The organism is Vibrio floridensis, from assembly GCF_021852965.1.
GTDB classification, from domain to species: Bacteria; Pseudomonadota; Gammaproteobacteria; order Enterobacterales; family Vibrionaceae; genus Vibrio; species Vibrio floridensis.
Genome location: NZ_JAKGCY010000001.1, coordinates 373081 through 394276, shown reverse-complemented (window position 1 = coordinate 394276; position 21196 = coordinate 373081). Strand labels below are relative to the sequence as shown.

The following is a 21196-nucleotide window of genomic DNA, read 5'->3' as shown; positions in this document are numbered from 1 at the left end:
AGCGCTCGCCCTGCCCTTACCGGCAGGGCTTTTTTAACTCACTTCGGTGAAAAATCCTCTCGAAACTTGAGCTTATCCGACATTTATTCGGTTGCCATTTGAGTTATCACCGTGGGCGGTGTTAAATGGCGGCGTAAACGAACAATAACAACAAAAGTAATCCCTTATGGCGACCATCAAAGACGTGGCAAAACTGGCTGGCGTATCCATAGCCACCGCCTCACGCGTTATCAATAACGCCCCTCACACCAGCGAAGCGGCAATCGTCGCGGTCAAAGAAGCAATGCAATCTTTGGGCTATCGTCCCAACGCCAACGCGCGTGCACTGGTGAGCAAATCTTCCAATACCATTGGCGTTTTGGTGAATGACGTCTCTGCGCCTTTTTTTGGCACCATGGTCAAAGCCATCGACACCGTGGCCTGCGAACAAGGCAAACAGTTGTTGATTGGCAGCGGCTATCACGACGCCAACAAAGAGCGCAACGCCATCGAGTTGTTGATCAACAGCCGCTGTGAATCCTTGGTGGTGCACAGCAAAGGCATGAGCGACCAAGAACTTGTCTCACTGGCGGACGAAATTCCCGCTATGGTGGTGATCAATCGGGTCGTGAAAGGCATCGAATCACGCTGCATTGCGCTCGACAACCATCGCGGTTCCTACCTTGCGACGGAGTTTTTGATCCGCAGTGGTCACAAACACATTGGCTATATTTGTTCCAGCCACAACATCGACGACGCCAAAGATCGCCTCGCGGGCTATCAAGATGCCTTGCGCGACAACGGCATCGAGATCCGCGATGAATACATTGAATATGGCGAGCCAGACGAAACCGGCGGCGAGCAGGCGATGATCAGCATCATGGCGAAGAACCTCCCCATCACCGCGCTGGCGACATACAACGACTACATGGCCGCAGGATGCCTCTCGTTGCTGCTGGAAAACGGCATTCGCATTCCTGAAGAGATGTCGCTCATTGGCTTTGATGATGGCCACGTCGCACGCTACATCTACCCACGCTTAACCACAGTTCGCTATCCGATTCAGGTGATGGCCAACGAGGCGGTAAAACTGTCGCTGCAATTGGCCAATGGTGAGGCACCTGAGCGCAAAGAGCACAAGCTCTTTTTGCCCATGCTGATCCGCCGTGCCTCAGTCGGCGCGCCTGCAAAATAACCGCCATTCGACACTATTTTTGTGTAATTAATCACTTGATGAAATATTGATTAATTATTCGCGTATCACCGCCAGACTCAGCCGCCTATAATTCATCAAACGTTTAATTTTGAAGGGCGGCTGATGACGGAACTCAACCCACGCCGAGGACGGCCAACGCACAACATCGACACAAGGCAACTGCTGATTCACCACGCACGCGAGTTGTTCACTGTGATGGAATACAACAACGTCTCCACCCGCTTAGTCGCGCAAAAAGCAGGCGTGAATGTGGCGATGATCCGTTACTACTTTGGCAGCAAAGAAGGGCTGTTCGAGACCATGCTGCGAGAAACCCTCGCGCCGATGCAAAAACAGATGCAAGCCCTAGTGCTCGAAAGTTCAGAGAAAAACCTGCTCGATATCATGCGCACTTATTACCGTGAAATGGTCAAAGTGCCTCAGTTTCCCCGCTTGATTGCGCAAGTGATGCGCATGGCCCCCTCCGATACCCAACGCAAATTAATGGAAAAAGTGATGAACGACATCACCCAACCGATGCAAGGGTTGATCTTCGATCGCTTGTTAGAAGGCGGCATACTGCGCCAAGGCGTAGACCCCAAATTAGCGCGCATCACCTTTATCAGCTTGATGGTGTTTCCTTTTATGGCGCCCCCCGCGTTACTGGCGATTCACGGCATTGAACTGAATGAAGCTTTTCTCAACCGCTTGTTTGAACACAATATTCAACTGATGAAACACGGATTTTTGGACTCAGGAGCAGCCCATGACCCTCAATAAAAAATGGCTCTTTTTCCCCGCGTTGGCGGTGGGCGTGCTGGTGTTGGTGCTGGCGGTCAAACTCAAACCCGAACTGCCAGTGAAACCTGCCGATGATCGCGCTCGCTTGGTGGAAACCCTGCCGCTAGAACTCAAAGCCGTTGCCCCTTTAGCGATTGGTTTTGGCAAAGTGGCCCCCAAAGTGGAGTGGAAGGCGATTGCTGAAGTCTCGGGCAAAGTGATCTACCGCCACCCACGCTTAGAGAAAGGGCAAGTACTCAAAGCCGGCACGGAGATTTTGCGTATCGACCCGCTCGATTACCAACTCAAACTGGTGCAAGCTCAAGCCGACCTCAAATCTTCCCAAACCTCTTTGGCTAAGCTCAACCAAGAAGAACAAAACCTCAAAAGCAGTTTGAAGATCGAATCCAACCGTCTCGCGATTGCCAAAAAAGAGCTCGAACGCAAACAGAACTTGCGTAAAAAAGGGCTGAACTCACAATCGGATGTCGATCAACAAGAACAAACCACCCTTTCCCAGCGCAAATTGGTGCTCGACATTGAAAACCAAATCGCCCTCATGCCGGACGAAAAACGCGTGGCACAAGCGCTGATCAAGGTCAACAACGCCAAGGTGGATGAAGCCAAGCGCGCACTGGAAAAAACCATCATCACCCTGCCTTACGATCTGCGCATCGCGCAGGTGGACATCGAACAAGATCAGGTGGTTAACCAGCAGCAAACCATGGTCACCGCGCACGGTATTGATGTGATGGAAGTGGAAGCGCAGCTCTCGATTCATGACATGCAAACCCTCGCCGCCAGCTTGGGCGAGTTTGCGCGCGATGAATCAGGCATTCCGCAACCGGACATGACCTTTATTCAAGCTTACATTGAACTGAGCAGCGGCAATTTAAGCGCCAGTTGGCCAGCCAAAGTGGCGCGGGTGAGCGAAACGGTCGATGCCAACCAAGCCACCGCTGGGGTGATTTTGGAGATAGAACAAGACTATCGTGAGCTCAATCCAACCTCATTGCCGCCACTGGTCAATGGCATGTTTGTTCGCGCTTACATTGAAGGGCAAGCCAACCCCAATTGGGTGATTCCTGAGCGTGCGCTGCATGGCAACAAAATCTATTTGATGGATGAGCAAAACCGCTTGCGCATTGTGCCAGTCACGGTGTTATTCCGCCGCGACAACCAAGTGGTGATCGATGGCGAACTCAGTCACGGGCAAAAACTGATCGTCAACGACCTATTGCCTGCGATTGAAGGCATGCAGTTGAAAGAAGCCAGCAGCGAGGCGAATCCAGAGGAGAGTGGCTCATGATTCGTTTTTTCGCCAAACACCCGACCGCAGCCAACTTGTTGATGTTGACGCTGCTGATCCTCGGGATTTCGTCACTCTCCACCATCAAACGGGAAACCTTTCCGGAGTTTGATCCGCCGTACATTATGGCGGCGGTGGTCTATCCAGGTGCGTCACCCCAAGAAGTGGAAGAGAGCATTTGCGTGCGCATGGAAGATGCCGTGGATGGCCTTGCCAACATTGTCGAAACCCAATGTGAAGCGATTGAAGGCTCGGCGCGCTTAATCCTCAAGCTCAATGAGAAAGCGGACATCAGCCGCATGCTGGTGGATGTGCAAACGCAAATCAACGCCATCAACGATTTCCCCAAAGAGATCGAATCTCCGGTGGTGCAGGAGCTTGATTGGAACGAACCCGTGGTGGATGTGGCGATTACCGCCGACACCACATGGCCGGAACTCAAAGCGTATGCGGAGCAGCTTAAGCGAACGTTAAAGCTCGATTATGGCGTCTCTTTGGTGAGCGTGGCGGGCTTTTCCGATCACCAATATCGCGTCGAACTCGATACCCAAGCGATGCGTCAGCTCGGTTTAAGCGTTGGCGATATTGCCGATCAAATTGGCCGCCAAAACGTCAAGCTCCCCAGTGGCAATGTGGAAACGCCCGACAAACATTTTCTGATCCGCTTTGATGAACGCCGCGTCACACCACAAGAGCTCAGCACCATAGTCGTAGGCTCTGGGCCCAATGGTTCGTTAATCCGCTTGGGCGATATTGCCACCATCAGCGACCGCTTCGAGCTCGATGAGCAAAAAGTGCTGTTTGATGGCCACCCTTCAGCCCTGCTGAAAATCAGTAAAAACAAAGAAGACGACGCCCTGCGCATCAAAGATCGCGTTACCCAATTTGTTGCCGACCAACAGGCGATCGCCCCCGATGGCGTGCAACTGGAAATGACCAACGATCTCTCGTCTGTCTTGTGGGATCGCCTCACCATGATGGTGAGAAACGGTTGGCAAGGTATCGTGCTGGTGTTTGCCACCATGTGGCTGTTCTTCAGTTTGCGCTATTCCTTTTGGGTGGCGGCCGGTTTGCCGGTGGCTTTTCTTGGCGGGCTGTTTTTGATGGCGCAACTTGGCCTCTCCATCAACATCATGTCACTGGTGGGGCTGCTGATGGCGATCGGCATCATGATGGACGACGCCATCGTGATTGCCGAGTCGATTGCGGCGCACCTTGATCGCGGAGAAAAGATCGACGATGCGGTGATCAAAGGCGTCAACAAGGTGCTGCCGGGGGTAATTTCCTCCTTCCTCACCACCGTGTGTATTTTTGGTAGCTTGTTGTTTTTACAAGGAGAAATGGGGGCGGTACTCAAAGCGGTGCCACAAGTGCTGATTTTGGTGCTCACCCTAAGCTTGGTTGAAGCGTTTCTCATTCTGCCCAACCATTTGGCGCATTCCCTGCACAAGCAAAAACAGGAAAAACCGGACCTCAAATTCAAGCAAACCTTACTCGAACACTTTGAGCATTTTCGCAATACCACCTTGGTCAATGCCGTGGAAAAAGTGGTGGAATTTCGCTACGCCTTTATGGGTGGCGTGTTAGCGCTGCTGCTGATTTCTGCCGCGACCTTGGCGGGCGGGCTATTGAAATTCCAGCCCTTTCCAGAGCTTGATGGCGATATCGCCGAGGCGCGCATCATTTTGCCGCCGGGTGCCTCTTTGGCGCAAACCGAAGCCGTGGTTGATAAAATCGTCGCCTCTGCACAAAAGCTGGATCGCCAGTGGAGTAAAGAGAAGGAAAACGGCACGCCTTTGGTGCGCCATATCACCAGCCAATTTAATGCCAATGCCGATGCTAACGAATCGGGCCCGCACATCGCCACCGTGCGGTTGGATCTGCTCGGCGCAGAAAGCCGCAACACGGTGATTGACGAGTTTATTGCCGCGTGGCGTGACGATGTCGGCGAGTTGGCCACACCAATTTCACTGGTGTTTAAGCAACCGACCATGGGCCCAGGTGGGCGCGCGATTGAGATCCGTGCCAAACACGATGATCTCGATGCGCTCAAAGCCGCCTCTATCGACATTCAACAATACCTCAACCAGTTCGCCGGTGTGCATGGGGTGTTGGATGACATGCGCATGGGCAAAGAAGAAGTGTTGGTCAAACTGCGCCCTGGCGCGGAAGTGTATGGTATTAACGGCCAGTTGATTGCCAACCAGCTGCGCGCGGCTTTCTTTGGTCAAACCGCCGATGAAATCCAACTCGGCGTGGAAAATATTTCGATTGAAGTGCGGCTTAATAAAGTGCAAGCGGGCGATTTGCAGCAATTAGCCAACTTCCCGATCATGATGGCCGATGGCAGCCAAATCCCGCTCGCCACCATTGCTACACTCGATTTTCAGCGTAACTACGTGCGCATTCAACGCATTGACGGGCTAAGAACCATCAGCGTGTTTGGCGATGTGGACAACACGCAAGCCAACTCCACCGCGATCATTCGTCAGTTCCAACAGCAAGAAGCGCCGAAGCTGATGCAAAAATACCCCGGCTTACGCTTTGATTTTGAAGGAGAAGCCAAAGACACCGCCGAGACAGGCTCTTCAATGGGCAAAGGCTTTGTGCTCGGCTTGTTCGGGGTATTCGCCATTTTGAGCTACCAGTTCCGCAGCTATTTGGAGCCCTTTGTGGTGATGCTTGCCATTCCTCTTGCCTTTATTGGCGTGGTTTGGGGGCACATTCTGCTCGGCCATTCGCTGAGCATGCCAAGCATGATGGGCTTTGTTTCGCTGGCAGGGATTGTGGTCAATGACTCGATTTTGTTGGTGCAATACATTCGCCATCATGTCGATGAAGGCGACAGCGTGCACGACTCCGTGGTGAAAGCGAGCCGTGAGCGTTTTCGCGCGGTTTTCCTCACCTCCATGACCACCGCAGCAGGTTTGTTGCCGCTGCTCACCGAAACCAGCTTGCAAGCGCAGGTCATCCAGCCTTTGGTCATTTCAATTGTGTTTGGCATCCTTGCTTCAACCTTGTTGGTGTTGTTTATGATCCCAGCCGCTTACGCCATTTTGGCCGATTTTGGTTTGGTGCATAAACACCAAGAGATATGAAGCAAAATGAGTAAATAATCGGCAAACGAGCGAGGCCCAGCGCCTCGCTCCCTCGCTTTGTGACCATCACGGCACTTCGTGTAGACTAAGTTGGGCTATAGTTAACGCATGTTTAATTTACTGGCTAAATCGATGTTGATTCCTGAAAAACCAGACAACGAACCGCAGCGCATCGCGGATCTCCATTCTCTCCACATTTTAGATACTGTTGCAGAAGAACGGTTTGATCGCGTCACGCGTCTCGCACGTCGACTGTTTGATGTGCCGATCGCTTTGGTCAGCTTGGTGGATGAGGATCGCCAGTGGTTTAAATCCTGCTTTGGTCTTGATGTCAGCGAAACTGATCGCGATATTTCTTTTTGCGGCCATGCCATTCTCGGCGCGGACACCTTTATTGTGGAAGACGCCAGCCAAGATGCGCGCTTTGCCGACAACCCTTTGGTCACGGGAGCGCCGCACATTCGCTTTTACGCCGGGGTTCCACTGTTTTATGAAGATAAATCCTGCTTGGGCACCTTGTGCATCATCGACACCAAACCGCGCACGCTGAACGAAGAAGAGCGTTTGGATTTGATTGATCTGGCCAAGATGGCCGAGCGAGAACTTGCCGCCACGCACAGCGCCTCGATTGATGACCTGACGCAGATTTCTAACCGCCGTGGTTTTATGACCTTGGCGAAAAAGAGCATGGCCTATTGCGAAGTGGGCGATTACCCCTACTCCATTGCCTATTTAGATCTCAACGGTTTTAAACCGATCAACGATCAATTTGGCCACCAAGAGGGCGACCTCGCCCTCAAAGCGTTCGCCGATACCATGAAAAAGAGTTTTCGCGAGTCTGATGTCTTTGCTCGTATTGGTGGTGACGAGTTTGTGGTGTTTATGTCTGGCGCGTCTCGTTCCGTGGCGCAAATTGCAATCAAGCGCTTTGCCGAGGCCATAGAACAGTACAATCAAAAAGCCAACCGCGGCTATGATTTGTCGTTTTGTGCTGGGATCGTGGCCGTTGTGCCAAACAGCAACATCAGCTTAGAAGATCTCCTCAGCCAAGCGGATACTGCGATGTACGATGAGAAAAGTAAGCGAAAAAAACGCACTCATAACCCACCTAGCTGAAACCGCAGCGACCCACTCGGCCGTTTCCTATTGAGCGAGTAGAATGCGACTCAATGCCCTCGAGCGATGGAAATCCTAAGCAAAATAGGTACAATCCTCGCTCGATTTTTTGACTTGCGCGGACTCCCTCATGCACACGCCGGACCCTTGCTTTACCCCCTTCACCACCGCTATCGACGGCTACGCCCTGCCCGAGCGCTTTACCTTCCCGTTTTACTACACACCGCATCCATTGTGTGTATTAGCGGCAGAGCAGTTGCAACAGCATTTGCTCACTCAGCAAGAGTGGCAGCACAACTTTGGCTTGTTGAACGGTGAAGTGGTGAGTAACGATGAGAGCGCGATTGGCAAAATGTTTGGCGTGCTGTTGGTTAAAAATGCGCAAGGTGACATCGGCTTTTTGAGCGCGTTCTCGGGCAAAATTGCCGACCAAAACCTATTGCCCGGTTTTGTGCCACCGGTGTTTGACATGCTGGCAGAAGAGAGCTTTTTCCGCCGCGAGTTGTCGGAAATCACCGACATCAACCATCAAGTAAAACAGTTGTCGCAAAGCGCAGAGCTGGCACAACTTCGCCAGCAAATTGAGGCTGACCGCCAAGCTTACCAAGCGCAAGAACAAGCCCAACGCCAAGCCATGATTGAAGGGCGCGCCGCACGCAAGCAGCAGCGCGAGCAAGCGGAAGCAACGCTCACTGGCGATGCGCTCAAAGCGGTGTTGGATGATCTCGCCAAACAAAGCGTGGCTGAGAAAAACGTACTCAAATACCTCAAACTGGAGTGGGATGAAAAACTCGCCAGTGAAGAGGCGCGTTTGCAAGTGCTGCTTACTCAACTCGACACGCTCAAAGAGCAGCGCAAAACCTTATCGAATGCCTTGCAACACAAATTGTTTGCTCAGTATCGCTTCCTCAATGTGCGCGGGGAGCAGAGCGATCTCAACGCGATTTTCGCACCGACCACCAGCCCTGTGCCACCAGCAGGCTCTGGCGAATGTGCCGCACCAAAACTGCTGCAGTACGCTTTTACCCACGGCTTGAAGCCACTGGCCATGGCGGAATTTTGGTGGGGTGTGTCGCCGAAATCGGAAGTGCGCCAACACAAAAAGTTTTACCCATCATGCCACAGTAAATGCCACCCCATTTTGGGCCATATGCTGCAAGGGCTGAACATGGACTCGAACCCGCTGGAAGAAAACTGGGCAGAAGACAAAGAGCTGGAAATCGTCTATCAAGACGAGGCGATGGTCGTTGTCAACAAACCGTCTGGGCTGTTATCGGTGCCGGGCAAAACCATTACCGATTCCGCTTATACCCGTTTACAAGCACTATTCCCTGACGTGGAAGGGCCGTTTGTGATTCACCGCCTAGACATGGCGACATCGGGACTGTTGGTGTTTGCCCTCACCCGCCGCGCCAACAAGAGCCTGCAAAAGCAGTTTATTTCTCGTGGCGTGCAAAAGCGTTATGTGGCGCTATTGGAAGGTGAAGTGCCGCAAAGCCAAGGGGAAATCACCCTGCCCATGCGAGGCGACCCAGACGACAGACCGCGCCAACTGGTCTGTTTTGAACACGGCAAACCCGCGCATACCGATTGGCAGTTGATTGAAATTCGCGATGGCCGCAGCAAGCTCTACCTCTACCCAAGAACAGGGCGCACTCACCAACTTCGCGTTCATTGTGCCCATCACCTTGGTTTGAACATGCCGATGGTGGGCGATGGGTTGTATGGAGAGAAAGCCAACCGACTGCACTTGCACGCCGAATCGCTTGAGCTTGACCACCCTTACAGCAAAGAACGCATGCATTTTCAAGTGGATGCCGAATTCTAGTTCGTACCTTTCAGCGTGTGGCCCTGGTGCTCAGCAAACGCCACGCTGCAAGCTGCGCAAGAAAAACACTCATTCGACAAAATGGGATTGGTAGTACTTTGGCGTCACTGCCAATTTCTTTTTGAAGTGGCGCTGAAAATGGGCTTGATCAGCAAAGCCCAGCGTCATCGCCACATCGACGATCTCTTTGCCTTCTCGTAATAACACCTTCGCCCGTTTGATCTTTTCATCCATTAAATAGGCATGCGGTGGTAAACCAAAGCGTTGGCGAAAAGCGCGAATCAACTGATAGCGGCTCATGCCCGCTTCGTCAGCCAAATCATCAAGCTGATGCACCACGGTAAGCTCATCCATCATTTTCTCGCGTACTCGGTGCAGATTTTCTGAACGCGGGCCGAGAGTTACTTGCGAGCTGGGTTGCCAGAAGCAGGCTTCGATAAAATCATAGAAAGCGACCTGAGCTTGCAGCGAGCTTTCTTCTTCCAACAAAGCGTGGAACAGCGTTAGAAAACGCGACTGAACCTGCGGGCTACGCTCTAAATCGTGCTTGAACGGGGTGTAGTCATCGCAGTGGCGAGAGAGCTGCAACACCTCTCGTTGGATCTCTCCCATTTTGAGGGGATCGACAAACAACATGCTGTAAGACCAAGTGTTGCCTTTAGGATTGCAGGAATGAACGTCGGCAGGATTGATAGTGACAATATCGCCCACTCGCACATCGTTAACACGATGGCGGTTTTTGTAGTCGGAATAGCCTTGCTCAATCATGCCAAAAGAGAACTCATCGTGAGAATGCGCCTCGTAGCAAGCTCGACTTTGCGTTGCGACACGCATCTCCACCCACGGTAAAAGCGTGCTTTGTTGAAAATGCGTGGTGGTGTCTTTCTTCATCCGTTTATATCCATATCGCTGCCACGGAAGCGGCCAGCACTATCGCCATCGTTCTATTAAACTGACGTTGTTTGCTCGGGTTTTCAAGCTTGTTGGCCAAAATATGTCCGATAAACGCCCAAACGCCAATACCGACCAAACACACCAGCAAAGAGACCAACGTATAAACCCCCAGCCACAATGCTTGATTTTGTTGGCCGACGACATAAATGCTCACTCCAGAAAGGGCATACAACCACGCTTTGGGATTGAGTAGTTGCGTCACTGACCCCGTCCACCAGCCCGATTTTAACTGAGCACCTTGCTCAATGGCGGAAACTGGCGCAGTAAAAATTTGGTACGCCAAGTAGAGCAAAAACACGCTACCAAGTAACTGCATCACGGTTTCCAACGAAGGAAGGAGTGCCAGTAAACTTTGCATCACGACCCCGCACAGCACCACCACAAGGGAATAGGCCAGCGAAGCGGCAACAACGTGTCTCATCGCTTCTCGTATGCCCTGCGTAACGGCGGTGCTGGTGGCAAGAATGTTCACTGGCCCCGGTGTCACTGCGCCAACAAAGGCGAAGGTTGTCATGGCTAACATTAGGCTGTTCATTGTTTTCTCCTCATTTTGAGGATCACCATACGCAAGAACAGCCTGATGTTATTGAACGTTATTGCGGGGTTTAGAACATCAAAAAACGCTCAGCGTGAGAATGCGGTCAGCCACTCACACCAACTCATCCGATGCTACATCCACTGGTTCAGCACGGTAACGAACTTCGGATGAACCAAATAACCAATCGCAGAATGAGGGTTGGACTGCCCATTTCTCACACACAAATTGTAGATGGGGTAAATGTCTTTCATCCCGCCTTTGACCAAACCAAGTTGCAACATCTCTTTGAAATCGTTTTTGATGCGATTATCGTGAGAAATGTAATCGTCTTCCGCTGAAATATTACACCACTGGTCAATGTTAAGTGGGTAGCGTTTTTTACCGCTTAAGCTGCTGCCTTTCAAACGCGCCTTCACGTTTTCATCCCCCAGCGGCGAGCCCAAAGTGACCAAAAGATCGACTTTCTTTTCAGCGCCATAATCTTGTCGATATTCGCCGTAATGAGAGAGCTTCCACAAACAATCGTAACTGATCATGCTACCCAAACTGTGCGCGACCATCATGACCTCATCGCCACTATCAAGTGCTTCTTTCAGTTCTTTGGTCAGTCGCGAACGCAAGTCACTGCCGTAATAGCTGTCTTCGTTCCAGTAATGCGCCATATCGGGCGCGACACTGGTGATCATCGGCTCTGCCAGTTTTAGATGGCCTAATACCGCCGAGAATGTGTCTGCCAAGGCTTCCGCTAAGAAACCCGCTTTTGAGACCTTCTTGTAGTTCTTTTTGGTGAAGCCATTACGTGGGTATTGCTTGAGCTTTTCTAATGCCTCAAAGCGGCTTTGAGGATTTTCGATAGGTTCTCCAAATAGCTCATTGGAAAGATCGCCATAGTAAATAAATCGCTTTTCTATCTGTTTGAATGCCTGAACACGGCTTTCGCCGTAATCTCGCAATAAGCCATGTTGAATGGCGTCGAACCACAGTGTTTGTAAATCGTTTTTGTCTGGTTTCGGCGCTCGGCCATGAATAAAGAGTATTCGCTTTGCCATAGTTCCTCCTGACGTCAAATGAGGCGTGGCTCCAAGATCGGATCACGCATTCTCAGGTTAGGAGTGGGAAACTATCACGGAAGTGACACCCATTGCATAAACAGTGCAACCCTTGCGAGCTGACGCTGTTTTCGTTCTGAGTCTTAAAGGTGAAGCAAGAGGCTAAGAAGTGAAACGCCACTCGGGGAGTGGCGTTTCTTGCGGCTTCGGTATTAAATTTCATTAATAACTAACCTAACATCCTATAAATATCAACTATGATTATTTAATTGTTCAATTCATATGCAACTAGTGATTAAAGTAAAAATGAAGTGTATGATGAAATTCCACATTCAAACAAAACAATGCAGACCCCATGAACTTTACTTTAGTCCCCCAAAACCAATCAATACCATTACAGGGTAATAATAAAGCTTATTTACAAATTGATAACTGGAATGATTATTCATTTGTGACAATGTTTTATTTAGTTGTATTTGATGAATATGGAATAAGACATGATATCGGAAACGTAAAAATTGGATTTAAGGGGCAGACGACTAAACAAGCGACACACTGTAGCCTACTTCCGATATTTAGCTCATTGTCAGATAATTATTTTTCTCTAGGTGAAGGTGTTGAGTATTATAAAACGATTAAAGAAAAGTTGTCTCCCCAGCTCAAAGACAACCTCTTAAATGGATTAAATGACATTGTTGTAAAACCTAACATTGTAAGTTCAATTGAAAATGAGGAAGTATTGGGTACATCATTGTTGAGATATACAAGCTTATCTGTTGTAAAAGGACAATTAACTCGCATTTTAAACGGTGATGCAGAATTAACCCCATATAACTTCGGTTTTTTCCGCAGTGAAAGTAATGATCTATCTGATTTATCATTGAATTTCCAAGTTGTTCCCACATCAAAGCCTAAGTCAAACATTCACGCAATTATTGGACGAAATGGAGTAGGTAAAACTACATTACTAAACGGTATGATTGCGAGTGTTATTGAGAAAGATAGTTCAAAGGGACACTTTTTTGAAAATACTTCTGTTGGACCAGGAAACGCTATCAGTAATGATTACTTTAGTAGCATCGTATCCGTTTCATTCAGTGTATTTGACCCTTTTGTTCCACCATTAGAAAGAGCCGACCCATCAAAAGGAACTTGTTATCATTATATTGGACTAAAACAAACATCAAAAGAAACACTTAAAAGTTTGGGGCAACTTCATATTGAGTTTTATAGCAGTCTAAGAAATTGCTTTGTTAGTAAAGCTAAAAAAGAGCGATGGTTGAAAGCTGTTAAAACTCTTGAATTTGATAGTAACTTTTCTGAAATGGATCTTGGAAGATTAGCAAACATTGATGAAGAGTATTTTAAACGTTCTGCGATACACCTTATTTCTAAAATGAGCTCAGGTCATGCAATAGTGATTCTAACTTTAACTAAGTTGGTAGAAAAAGTAGAAGAAAAAACACTTCTTCTTATTGACGAACCTGAAAGCCATTTACATCCTCCTCTATTATCAGCATTTATTAGAGCATTAAGTGATTTACTATCAAATAGAAACGGAGTAGCAATTATTGCAACTCATTCACCAGTAGTATTGCAAGAAATACCTAAAAACTGCGTTTCAAAAATAACACGCTTTGGACAACAAATGAGTACCTCACGTCCGAAAATTGAAACATTTGCAGAGAACGTTGGCATGCTGACCAGAGAGGTTTTTGGTTTGGAAGTAACAAAGTCTGGTTTTCATGAGCTTTTACAAGCTTCAGTCGACGAAGGAGGTACATACCAAGACATTCTTAATGGCTTTGAACAAAAAATAGGAATCGAGGGACAGTTCTTACTTCAAAGCATGATCTCAAATAGAGAAATAGATCAGGAGAAATAATGAAAAGATTACCACTGCCTGACTATAAGTTTTTGTCTATTTACGATGTTTGCCTTAAGGCATTAACTCCTGCCAGTCTACCCGCTATGCTGGCGATACGCGATAGCCTTCCGAGCTATCAAGAACTTTATAAGCAAAGAGCATCGAATTCGACTTTACACCAATCAACTCAATCAAGGCACGGGCACTCAGAGGACATTGTTGTTGGTAACGTAACGAAATCTGATTTCGTGAGTTTATATGAAGACAGCTTTGTTAAGACTGGTACAGAAGGCAGAGTTATATATGATGCCCTAAGAGCATCTTCCGATGGGCAATGCCCACTCTGCGGAATCGGAAGTGTCTTTACGCTCGACCACTATCTACCAAAAGCAAGATATCCACTCTATTCAGTACATCCTCATAATCTAGTTCCTGCGTGTATGGACTGTAACAAAGGAAAAGGAAGTGCGGTTTTAAATACCAGCGCCGACGAACCATTGCATCCATACTTTGTATCTCAACATTTCATTGATGAGCATTGGATTTCTGCCGAAATTATTGAAACAACTCCAGTTACAGCTCGATTTTTTCCGGCGCCTCCCGATACTTGGAGTCCAATTTGTCAACAAAGAGCTTTAAATCATTTTAATGGCTTTAAACTAGCCAGCAGATATAAAACTCAAGCATCTCTGTTCTTCACAATGTTTATCGAAAGTGTTAGAGAGTTAAAACATGAACAGGGTCTAGGCACTGAAGAAATACAAGCTAATTTTTTAGCTAAGTCATTAGCACAACCGCCGAACTCAATAACACGAGCATTAATGGAAGCCATTGGTCGAAGCAGTTGGTTTTGTTCTGAACAATATTCAGTACACAGAACCAGTTAGAAAAATCTGTAAGTGTGCTGACTCCATCTCAACTAACAACTGGCAGTGAATTTTGCAATAGTACCACTAGAATGCTTATGAATTTCCGCACTAATAAGGAATAGTGCGGAACATAGCATCAATCTCAACTCTGTGATCTTGCTGCTTTCTTTATGCTTTAGCTGTTGAAACTTTGTACAAGGCTGTCATTATCTACCACAAAATAAATGGGTTACATTTTGTGCCGTTTTTATGGGTGCGATGTGACCGAATAAGGACATCAAATGGGTGTGACCCCCATCGAGGTATACCATGCAATTTTCTACGATTTCTCGCGCGCTGTTGGCCGTTTCTACGATGACATTGGCGATGCCAACTCAGGCTATTAAACTCACCGAAAACCAGATCGAACTGAGCATCAATACTCAAATCGCTTGGATGAAAGACTCTGGTGCATTTACCCAAATGGCGGCTTGTAGCGGCAGATCGGAAGCCACCATTATTCAAGGCTTTCGCAAGTTTATGGATAAGTGCATGAGGGGAGATGAGAGCCAATATGAGCTTTGCTACACCAATGGCGTGAAATCAGTGCTTGGGGTAACGGACGCACGCCTAGAAGCTTGTATCGATCAGTATGGCGACGATGACGAAGAGCGTTATTACGCACTGAAAGAGAAAGAAGAGAAGTTGCAAGCTGAGCTTGATGAGTTGAATAGCCGCAATGACGATTCCGACGCGCACTGGAATAAGATCGAAGCGCTAGAGAAGCAGCTTCAGGATCTCTATGCAGAGATGGAACCACTCGAGCAAGCAGAAGCGGATCGCTCGCAGCGTGAATGGGAGTTGGCGACCAATGAAGTGCGTAAAATGAATAAGAAACTCGCTCCGCTGAAAGAGCATGCCCCCCACAACCTACCCACTGGCCTGGATGAACCGTGGCTAGGTATGACACCGAGCTTTGACCACCTTCCGCCTGAGTTGGCCTCAGCAAAGGAATCACAATGGGCCATTTGCGCCAATATGATCAAAGACGTGACCTTATCGGCGGAAAGCATTGGTGCGGTGAAGCATCAACCCGAAGCGTACGGCATTACCGATGAGCAAAATCAGCAAGCATTACGTGAGATGTACCATGCTTCCAGCGGCACCTTCCTCGATAAGATCGATGAGAAGATTGTTGAAATCAGCTTAAAGGATTGGCAATTTGCCCATACGGAGAAAGGGATGTACGACATTTCTAAAAAAGCGTGGGACTGGTGCCAAGCGCAGCCTGCTGAGAATTTCGTCGACCTTGATGATTCTCGCCTTTAATCGTAAGGCGTAAAACACGCCAGCCAGAAAACACTGAAAAGTAAAAAGCACTGAGTGAGTTCAGTGCTTTTTGTTTTTGATGACCACTCTGATTTAACGTGGCTTGGCGAGCGTTTTGTAGTACTGCTCAGCTTGCTTCAATGAGTAGAAGAAGGTTTTGCCATCATGGTGCTTAGACTGAGTAAAACCCGCTTGAAGGTAAAACGGCCAGTTATGTTCCTCGGCACGCAATGCGATGGCATAAACGCCAATGGCTTTGGAACTGACGAGCGATTGCAAAATGGCTTTACCGAGTAAGAATTTGCCCAAACCTTGCCCCTGAACAGACTGACACACAGCAAGCCGCCCGAGTAGGATGCAAGGTACTGTTGAATAGGTAACATCGCGCCTTGGCCTGACCGTCAGCGCGGCTTTTTCAATACTGCCACTGCTGAGAGTGAAGTAACCGATGACTTCTTTTTTCCCCTCATCATTGAGGTAGAAACAAAGATAAGGGACCAGTAGCCCCTTATCTGCTTCCTTATGCATTCTCGACTTGAGGAACTGATTGAGGTGTTCAATGCCACAGTCAAATGGTTCGAAATCATAGTCTGATTCGGCGTCGTATCGCTCAACGCTTACTTGTCGATTTTTACCGACCAAGAATCCTCCATGGATGAGCTTAGAATCTCTTTCATTAACTCGGTGGGCTCAACAGGGTTTTGCAACGCAGACATAACACTTTCCCATTGTTCATGGGCGACCAACAATCGCTTTTGCTCCGCGATTACCGATTCCACTCTCTGCGCGACCGTTTCTGCAATGAACCGACTCACGGTGGTATTGCTCAGCAAGGCGGCTTCTTCAAGCGCCCTTTTCTCTTCTGCTGTGACTCTCAATTCCACACGTTCTTTTTTTAGTGCAGACATAGTTGTACCTACTTATTTTCCGCTCTCACTTCAAACCTAATGTACGTCACTTGTCCGTACGCTTAAATCTTATACTAGCTTGGTGATGTGTCAATCTATTGTTCATGAATCTCAATGACAATCTGAGCGACTTCGCTAAAAGAAGGGCGAGGAATCTTGATGGGGTAAAGTGAGATACGCCAAATATAAAAAAGCACTGAGTGAGTTCAGTGCTTTTTGTTTACGTCTTGAGTTTGCGTCTTTGCTTTCGTTTAAAGCGCGCTGGTTTAGCTGGCGCTGCGTTGTTTGGGTAGCAAGCTGATTAAGCTCATGATGCCGAGCAATACGGCGAACATCACCGAGGCAAAGCGCACCAGATCATCGCTGATGGCGCTGATGCTGGTTGAGGTGATGCCGTAAAACACCAACACGACGTAGCTCGAATACATCAGTTGAATAGAGTTGAAGCTGGCTTTTTTCTCCATCGCATGAATGCCCATAAAGAGCGAACTCACCAACGCCGCGCCTAGCGAGCCCACCAAGTTCACTTGGAATAAGCTGACAATTAACGGCGGCACTGCATAGAGCACACTGGCGTAGGTGGTGATGAGCCTTCTCACGCCATAATCGCGCCCGACGATGGGGTCGGGATCTTTGAGCACCAAGGCCACAATAATAGTGATGATGGTGCTCTGCTCTAAATCGAGACGAATGGTGAAAACTAACACCACCATGATGATGATGGTTTTCATCAGCGTCTGCCAATCGAGCGTGTATTTCATGCTTGAAGAACGTGATGCCGCGTTCTCTGCCAGTGGTTCACCACCGGGGAAGATGAAATAAGCCAGATAAGCAGTGAATCCCGCAATGAAGATATTCGCCAACAAGGCAAATGGGATTTGCTCTACGTCGATCCCTTTTTGTTGGGTGAATACCGCAATCATGGCGGTGGAAACAATCAACAGTATCGCCAGCACGTCTTGTGAGTTCTTTTTGGTGCGTTCCATACACCAATAAAACACGCCAAATAAGAACAGATAGTAGACCTGCGGATAGTCAATCAGTAGGTTGCTTACGAACGCCTGTACCCAAGCGGTAATAAACAGAATTCCCCCCATGACCAAAATCATCGCCAGCGGTGGTGGCTCATGGGTGGTGGTTAAGAACACCACACACATGGCAGGCGCCAGCAAGGGTAAATCCGTACCGAATACATACTGCCAAAACAACAGCAGTACGGGAAACATCGCGACTCTAAGCAGAGGATTCGCGGCGCTACGAAACATAACTAATGTAGCTCCATGCCCAGATCCATAGGTCTTGCAGTCTTTCTGCAATGTAGCTTTCCTCTGGATAGAAGCCAACCACCGCGCGGCCACTGTATCTTAGAGTGATGTTGTCTGGTAAATCGGAAAACTCAATGTTGACAGGGAAGCGTTGTGCTTTCGGGTTGTTGGTTGGCGATGACATCAAGCCTGTGCCAGCATCCACTGAAAGGCTACCGTTGCCACTGCTGCCCCAACCAATGGATGAGACGCTGCCTTCAAACACTTCTCCTGGGTAAGCATCAAAGACGATTTTGACTTTGTCGCCCGTTTTTAGGTACGCCAGTGAGTTTTCTCGAACCATCGCGGTTAACCAAAGGCTGTGGTTGTTCACGAAGGTCAGCAGCGGTTGGCCAGCGCCTGCGTAATCGCCCACTGCCACATCCATATTGGTGATCACGCCATCGGCAGGCGCAAGCAATTTGGTGTGGTTGAGGTTAAGCAACGCTTGCTCAAGACGGTTCAACACCGCTTGGATCTCTGGGTTTTCTTTGCCACGAGGGCCAAACTCTTGTTTGGCTTTTTCCAGCGCAGAAGAGGCTTGCGCGAGGTTGGCTTCGGCCGTGTCTAGCTCTGCAACCATGTTGTCCATCGCTGCTTGGCTAATGGTGCCACGCTCGACAAGCACGCGGTTACGCTCAACGTTTTTTCTCGCATTGGCGACTCGCACACGCGCGGCCACTTCGTTGGCTTTGGCCACGTTGATCGCCGCGGAATCCGCTTGGTAGGATTGCGCCGCTTTTTGCAGGTCAAATCGCGCCGCTTTAACAGCCAACTCGAAAGGGCGAGGGTCGATATTCACCAACTCATCCCCAGCTTTGACCGTGGCGTTATTGGCAATGTGGATTTGAGAAATTGGCCCGGACACTTCTGGGCTAATGCGGATCACTTGGCCGTTGACACGGGCTTGATCGGTCATCGGTGTCACGCGGTCGGCCCACAGGGTATAAACCCAAAGGGCAATCACGACGGCAAAAATGTAGTACGTGAATGAGCGCGCTTGTTTGAGCTTTTTATTGTCTTCTGATGCGCCTGTTGTGGTGTTTTGTTCTGACATCATTGTTCCTCAATTAAATCGTGTTCTGCTCAAGTAGATTGACTTTCTTATAGATAATGCTCTTTTTCGTTCTCACCTCAACAAATAAGGTAATGATGAACGCAAATAATCCGATGAGAATCACGGCGGTATTTGGCGAAACCAGTACTTCACCGGCGTATTTGGTCCAGATCACCGCTAAGGCGACGAACCAACCAAACAAAGCCCCAGCCTGCATTAATGCGATGGGCAGGAGATCTTTCCAAAATGAACGTTGCAGTTCATGGCTGTGTTGAGGGTGACTGGTTTTGAGCTGACGAAGAAACAGCTTTGAGGTGATCAAAGACAAAATGATCCCCAAACCAAAGGTTAAGGAAATCGCTTGTCCCCAAACGGTCACTTGCGAATTGGAGATCATCTCCATCGACATTGGGACCGAACTCATTCCTTTGAAGTGGTGACTTGCGATATAGCCGTTAATGGCACCGTTTATCAGTCCTGCGATTAATGAATCTTTTACTTGGATATTCATTACCTACCACCTAGCGAGTGTGAAGAATAAGGGGGAGGAGTATAATCCCATCACTCTACTGAATGTATAAGCCAGCCTTGAAATCTCATATTCCAGCTTTGTATAAAATAACGGACACTATTATAGCGCCCGTTAATTTTTTGGTACATAATGCGATGCGTTAGCTGAGTTTATAACGCGTCCAAACTTGCGAGCGCCAACGCCTTGCCATGATAAGGCCACGGAACCACTCGTCGAGAGCAATCGCCATCCATGCACCGAATACGCCATAGCCCCAGTGAATGCCAAGCAGATACGCAAACACCACGCCTAAGCCCCACATGCTCAAAATGCCCATTTGCACTGGGAATTTGATGTCCCCCGCCCCTTTCAGCGCCGAGATGAAAATCAGGTTAAACACGCGCCCCGCTTCCAACACAATGGAGCCCATCACGAGGGAACCCGACAACAAGAGGATCTCTGGCTGCTGAGTGAACAGAGTTAAGATCGCATCGCGCATAAAGTAGATGGTGCTCGCCACCGTGACCGAAGAGGCAAAGCCAACCAAGAAGTAGAGTTGCACCCGTTTGGTGATGCTCTCTATCCAGCCTTTACCAATGTAGTAACCGGTTTGAATTTGCGTCGCTTGGCCAATGGCTAAAGCAAACGCAAAAGAGAAACGCGCGATGTTCTGCGCGTAGGTAAACGCCGCAAGAGACGAGGTGCCCATCTGCACCACAAAATAGACGATGGTGATTTGCGCCATATTGTACGAAAGCACTTCCCCTGCGTTCATGCCGCCGATTTTGAGAATTTTCTTGTAGACCGCTTTGGGCACTTGCGCGAGTGAACACATCGGCAAGGCGATGGAACTGCGCCACAGAAGCACGCCCAGAATCGTTGTGCCGATCACCTGGCTGGCTACTGTCGCAATGGCCACTCCTTGCACGCCATACACCGGCAAACCAAACGGCTGATAGAGCGCAATGTAGTTACCGATGATGTTGAGCACGCCGCTGATGAGGTTAACCGTCATGGGTGAGCGCGAATAACCGTGACTGCGCAAAATGGTGGTGAACACAATGCCAATGGTGACGTTAAAGGTCATCGCCCCGCTGATGAGCAGGTATTCTTGCGCGTATTGTTCTACCTGAGCTTCCAAGCCGTAGTAAGGGAGCAAATGCATCGCACCGAGCACCGCCAACACACTGAGCATCACGCCGATGACGCTGGAAAGCGCAATACTCGCCACCCCAACGTGAGTGGAATCTTGATCGCGCCCAGCTCCGTTGTATTGAGCAATGAGAATCCCAGTGCCGCTACTGACAAAGGTAGAGACAATGATGAGGAAGAACGTCAGTTGGGTGATCACCCCCACCGCCGACACCGCTTTGTCTGAATAGCCAGAAAGCATGAATACGTCACTGGTGCCGAGCGCTGTCCGTAGCAAAATTTCCACTAATATCGGCCACGCGAGCGTCACGATAGACATGCGTTGGTTGATATTTTGGGTTTTAGCCATGTTGTTGACCTTAAGGTTGAAAATA

The 21196-nt window shown here is 48.9% G+C and carries 18 protein-coding genes; 9 read left to right on the top strand and 9 right to left on the bottom strand.

The annotated features are described in order from the left end of the window. Nucleotides 1–166: 166 nt before the first annotated feature. The 6 genes from LZU85_RS01590 to LZU85_RS01565 all read left to right on the top strand — a co-directional run bounded on the left by LZU85_RS01590 (nt 167) and on the right by LZU85_RS01565 (nt 9305). Nucleotides 167–1174: a substrate-binding domain-containing protein gene (locus LZU85_RS01590; RefSeq protein ID WP_011151585.1), complete on the top strand. Its 1008-nt coding sequence runs from the start codon at nt 167–169 to the stop codon at nt 1172–1174. Between the two features lie 123 nt (nt 1175–1297). Beyond that, nucleotides 1298–1954, top strand: coding sequence for a TetR/AcrR family transcriptional regulator (locus tag LZU85_RS01585; protein WP_011082205.1), 657 nt, complete (start codon nt 1298–1300; stop codon nt 1952–1954). After that, on the top strand, nt 1941–3263 hold the full coding sequence (locus LZU85_RS01580; protein WP_015727438.1) for an efflux RND transporter periplasmic adaptor subunit: 1323 nt from the start codon (nt 1941–1943) through the stop codon (nt 3261–3263). The genes LZU85_RS01585 and LZU85_RS01580 overlap by 14 nt, the downstream gene beginning before the upstream one ends. Continuing rightward, on the top strand, nt 3260–6361 hold the full coding sequence (locus LZU85_RS01575) for an efflux RND transporter permease subunit (protein ID WP_237286198.1): 3102 nt from the start codon (nt 3260–3262) through the stop codon (nt 6359–6361). The genes LZU85_RS01580 and LZU85_RS01575 overlap by 4 nt, the downstream gene beginning before the upstream one ends. 132 nt (nt 6362–6493) lie before the next feature. Continuing rightward, nucleotides 6494–7477: a sensor domain-containing diguanylate cyclase gene (locus LZU85_RS01570; RefSeq protein WP_237286475.1), complete on the top strand. Its 984-nt coding sequence runs from the start codon at nt 6494–6496 to the stop codon at nt 7475–7477. Nucleotides 7478–7607: 130 nt separating this feature from the next. Next, the gene (locus tag LZU85_RS01565; RefSeq protein WP_237286197.1) at nt 7608–9305 is read left to right on the top strand and encodes an RluA family pseudouridine synthase; all 1698 of its coding nucleotides are present in this window, start codon (nt 7608–7610) and stop codon (nt 9303–9305) included. A gap of 69 nt (nt 9306–9374) precedes the next feature. Here the strand turns inward: LZU85_RS01565 and LZU85_RS01560 are convergent, their stop codons facing one another. The 3 genes from LZU85_RS01560 to LZU85_RS01550 form a co-directional block, all read right to left on the bottom strand. Next, nucleotides 9375–10196: an AraC family transcriptional regulator gene (locus LZU85_RS01560; RefSeq protein WP_237286196.1), complete on the bottom strand. Its 822-nt coding sequence runs from the start codon at nt 10194–10196 to the stop codon at nt 9375–9377. Nucleotides 10197–10200: 4 nt separating this feature from the next. After that, the gene (locus LZU85_RS01555) at nt 10201–10794 is read right to left on the bottom strand and encodes a LysE family translocator (RefSeq protein WP_237286195.1); all 594 of its coding nucleotides are present in this window, start codon (nt 10792–10794) and stop codon (nt 10201–10203) included. Nucleotides 10795–10928: 134 nt separating this feature from the next. Beyond that, on the bottom strand, nt 10929–11846 hold the full coding sequence (locus tag LZU85_RS01550) for a lipase family protein (protein ID WP_237286194.1): 918 nt from the start codon (nt 11844–11846) through the stop codon (nt 10929–10931). 355 nt (nt 11847–12201) lie between these two features. Between LZU85_RS01550 and LZU85_RS01545 the strand changes: the two genes are divergently transcribed. The 3 genes from LZU85_RS01545 (at nt 12202) to LZU85_RS01535 (ending at nt 15890) form a co-directional block, all read left to right on the top strand. Next, nucleotides 12202–13731 carry an AAA family ATPase gene (locus LZU85_RS01545; RefSeq protein ID WP_225489744.1) on the top strand — a complete coding sequence of 510 codons (1530 nt, stop codon included), beginning with the start codon at nt 12202–12204 and terminating at the stop codon, nt 13729–13731. After that, on the top strand, nt 13731–14600 hold the full coding sequence (locus LZU85_RS01540) for an HNH endonuclease (protein WP_225489743.1): 870 nt from the start codon (nt 13731–13733) through the stop codon (nt 14598–14600). The genes LZU85_RS01545 and LZU85_RS01540 overlap by 1 nt, the downstream gene beginning before the upstream one ends. Before the next feature lie 291 nt (nt 14601–14891). Next, nucleotides 14892–15890: a hypothetical protein gene (locus LZU85_RS01535; RefSeq protein ID WP_237286193.1), complete on the top strand. Its 999-nt coding sequence runs from the start codon at nt 14892–14894 to the stop codon at nt 15888–15890. Between the two features lie 93 nt (nt 15891–15983). On the opposite strand, the gene LZU85_RS01530 is transcribed toward LZU85_RS01535, so the two are convergent. The 6 genes from LZU85_RS01530 to LZU85_RS01505 form a co-directional block, all read right to left on the bottom strand. Then, on the bottom strand, nt 15984–16532 hold the full coding sequence (locus LZU85_RS01530; RefSeq protein WP_237286192.1) for a GNAT family N-acetyltransferase: 549 nt from the start codon (nt 16530–16532) through the stop codon (nt 15984–15986). Further along, nucleotides 16508–16798, bottom strand: a complete 291-nt coding sequence (locus tag LZU85_RS01525; protein WP_237286191.1) for a type II toxin-antitoxin system TacA family antitoxin — start codon at nt 16796–16798, stop codon at nt 16508–16510. The genes LZU85_RS01530 and LZU85_RS01525 overlap by 25 nt, the downstream gene beginning before the upstream one ends. A gap of 266 nt (nt 16799–17064) precedes the next feature. Continuing rightward, entirely contained in the window at nt 17065–18063 is a 999-nt protein-coding gene (locus LZU85_RS01520) for a DUF2955 domain-containing protein (protein ID WP_237286190.1), read from the bottom strand. Continuing rightward, the gene (locus LZU85_RS01515; RefSeq protein WP_047111750.1) at nt 18053–19159 is read right to left on the bottom strand and encodes an HlyD family secretion protein; all 1107 of its coding nucleotides are present in this window, start codon (nt 19157–19159) and stop codon (nt 18053–18055) included. The genes LZU85_RS01520 and LZU85_RS01515 overlap by 11 nt, the downstream gene beginning before the upstream one ends. 13 nt (nt 19160–19172) lie before the next feature. After that, on the bottom strand, nt 19173–19670 hold the full coding sequence (locus LZU85_RS01510) for a permease (RefSeq protein ID WP_108678649.1): 498 nt from the start codon (nt 19668–19670) through the stop codon (nt 19173–19175). A 160-nt stretch (nt 19671–19830) separates the two neighbouring features. Continuing rightward, the gene (locus LZU85_RS01505) at nt 19831–21171 is read right to left on the bottom strand and encodes an MATE family efflux transporter (RefSeq protein ID WP_237286189.1); all 1341 of its coding nucleotides are present in this window, start codon (nt 21169–21171) and stop codon (nt 19831–19833) included. Nucleotides 21172–21196 lie beyond the last annotated feature (25 nt).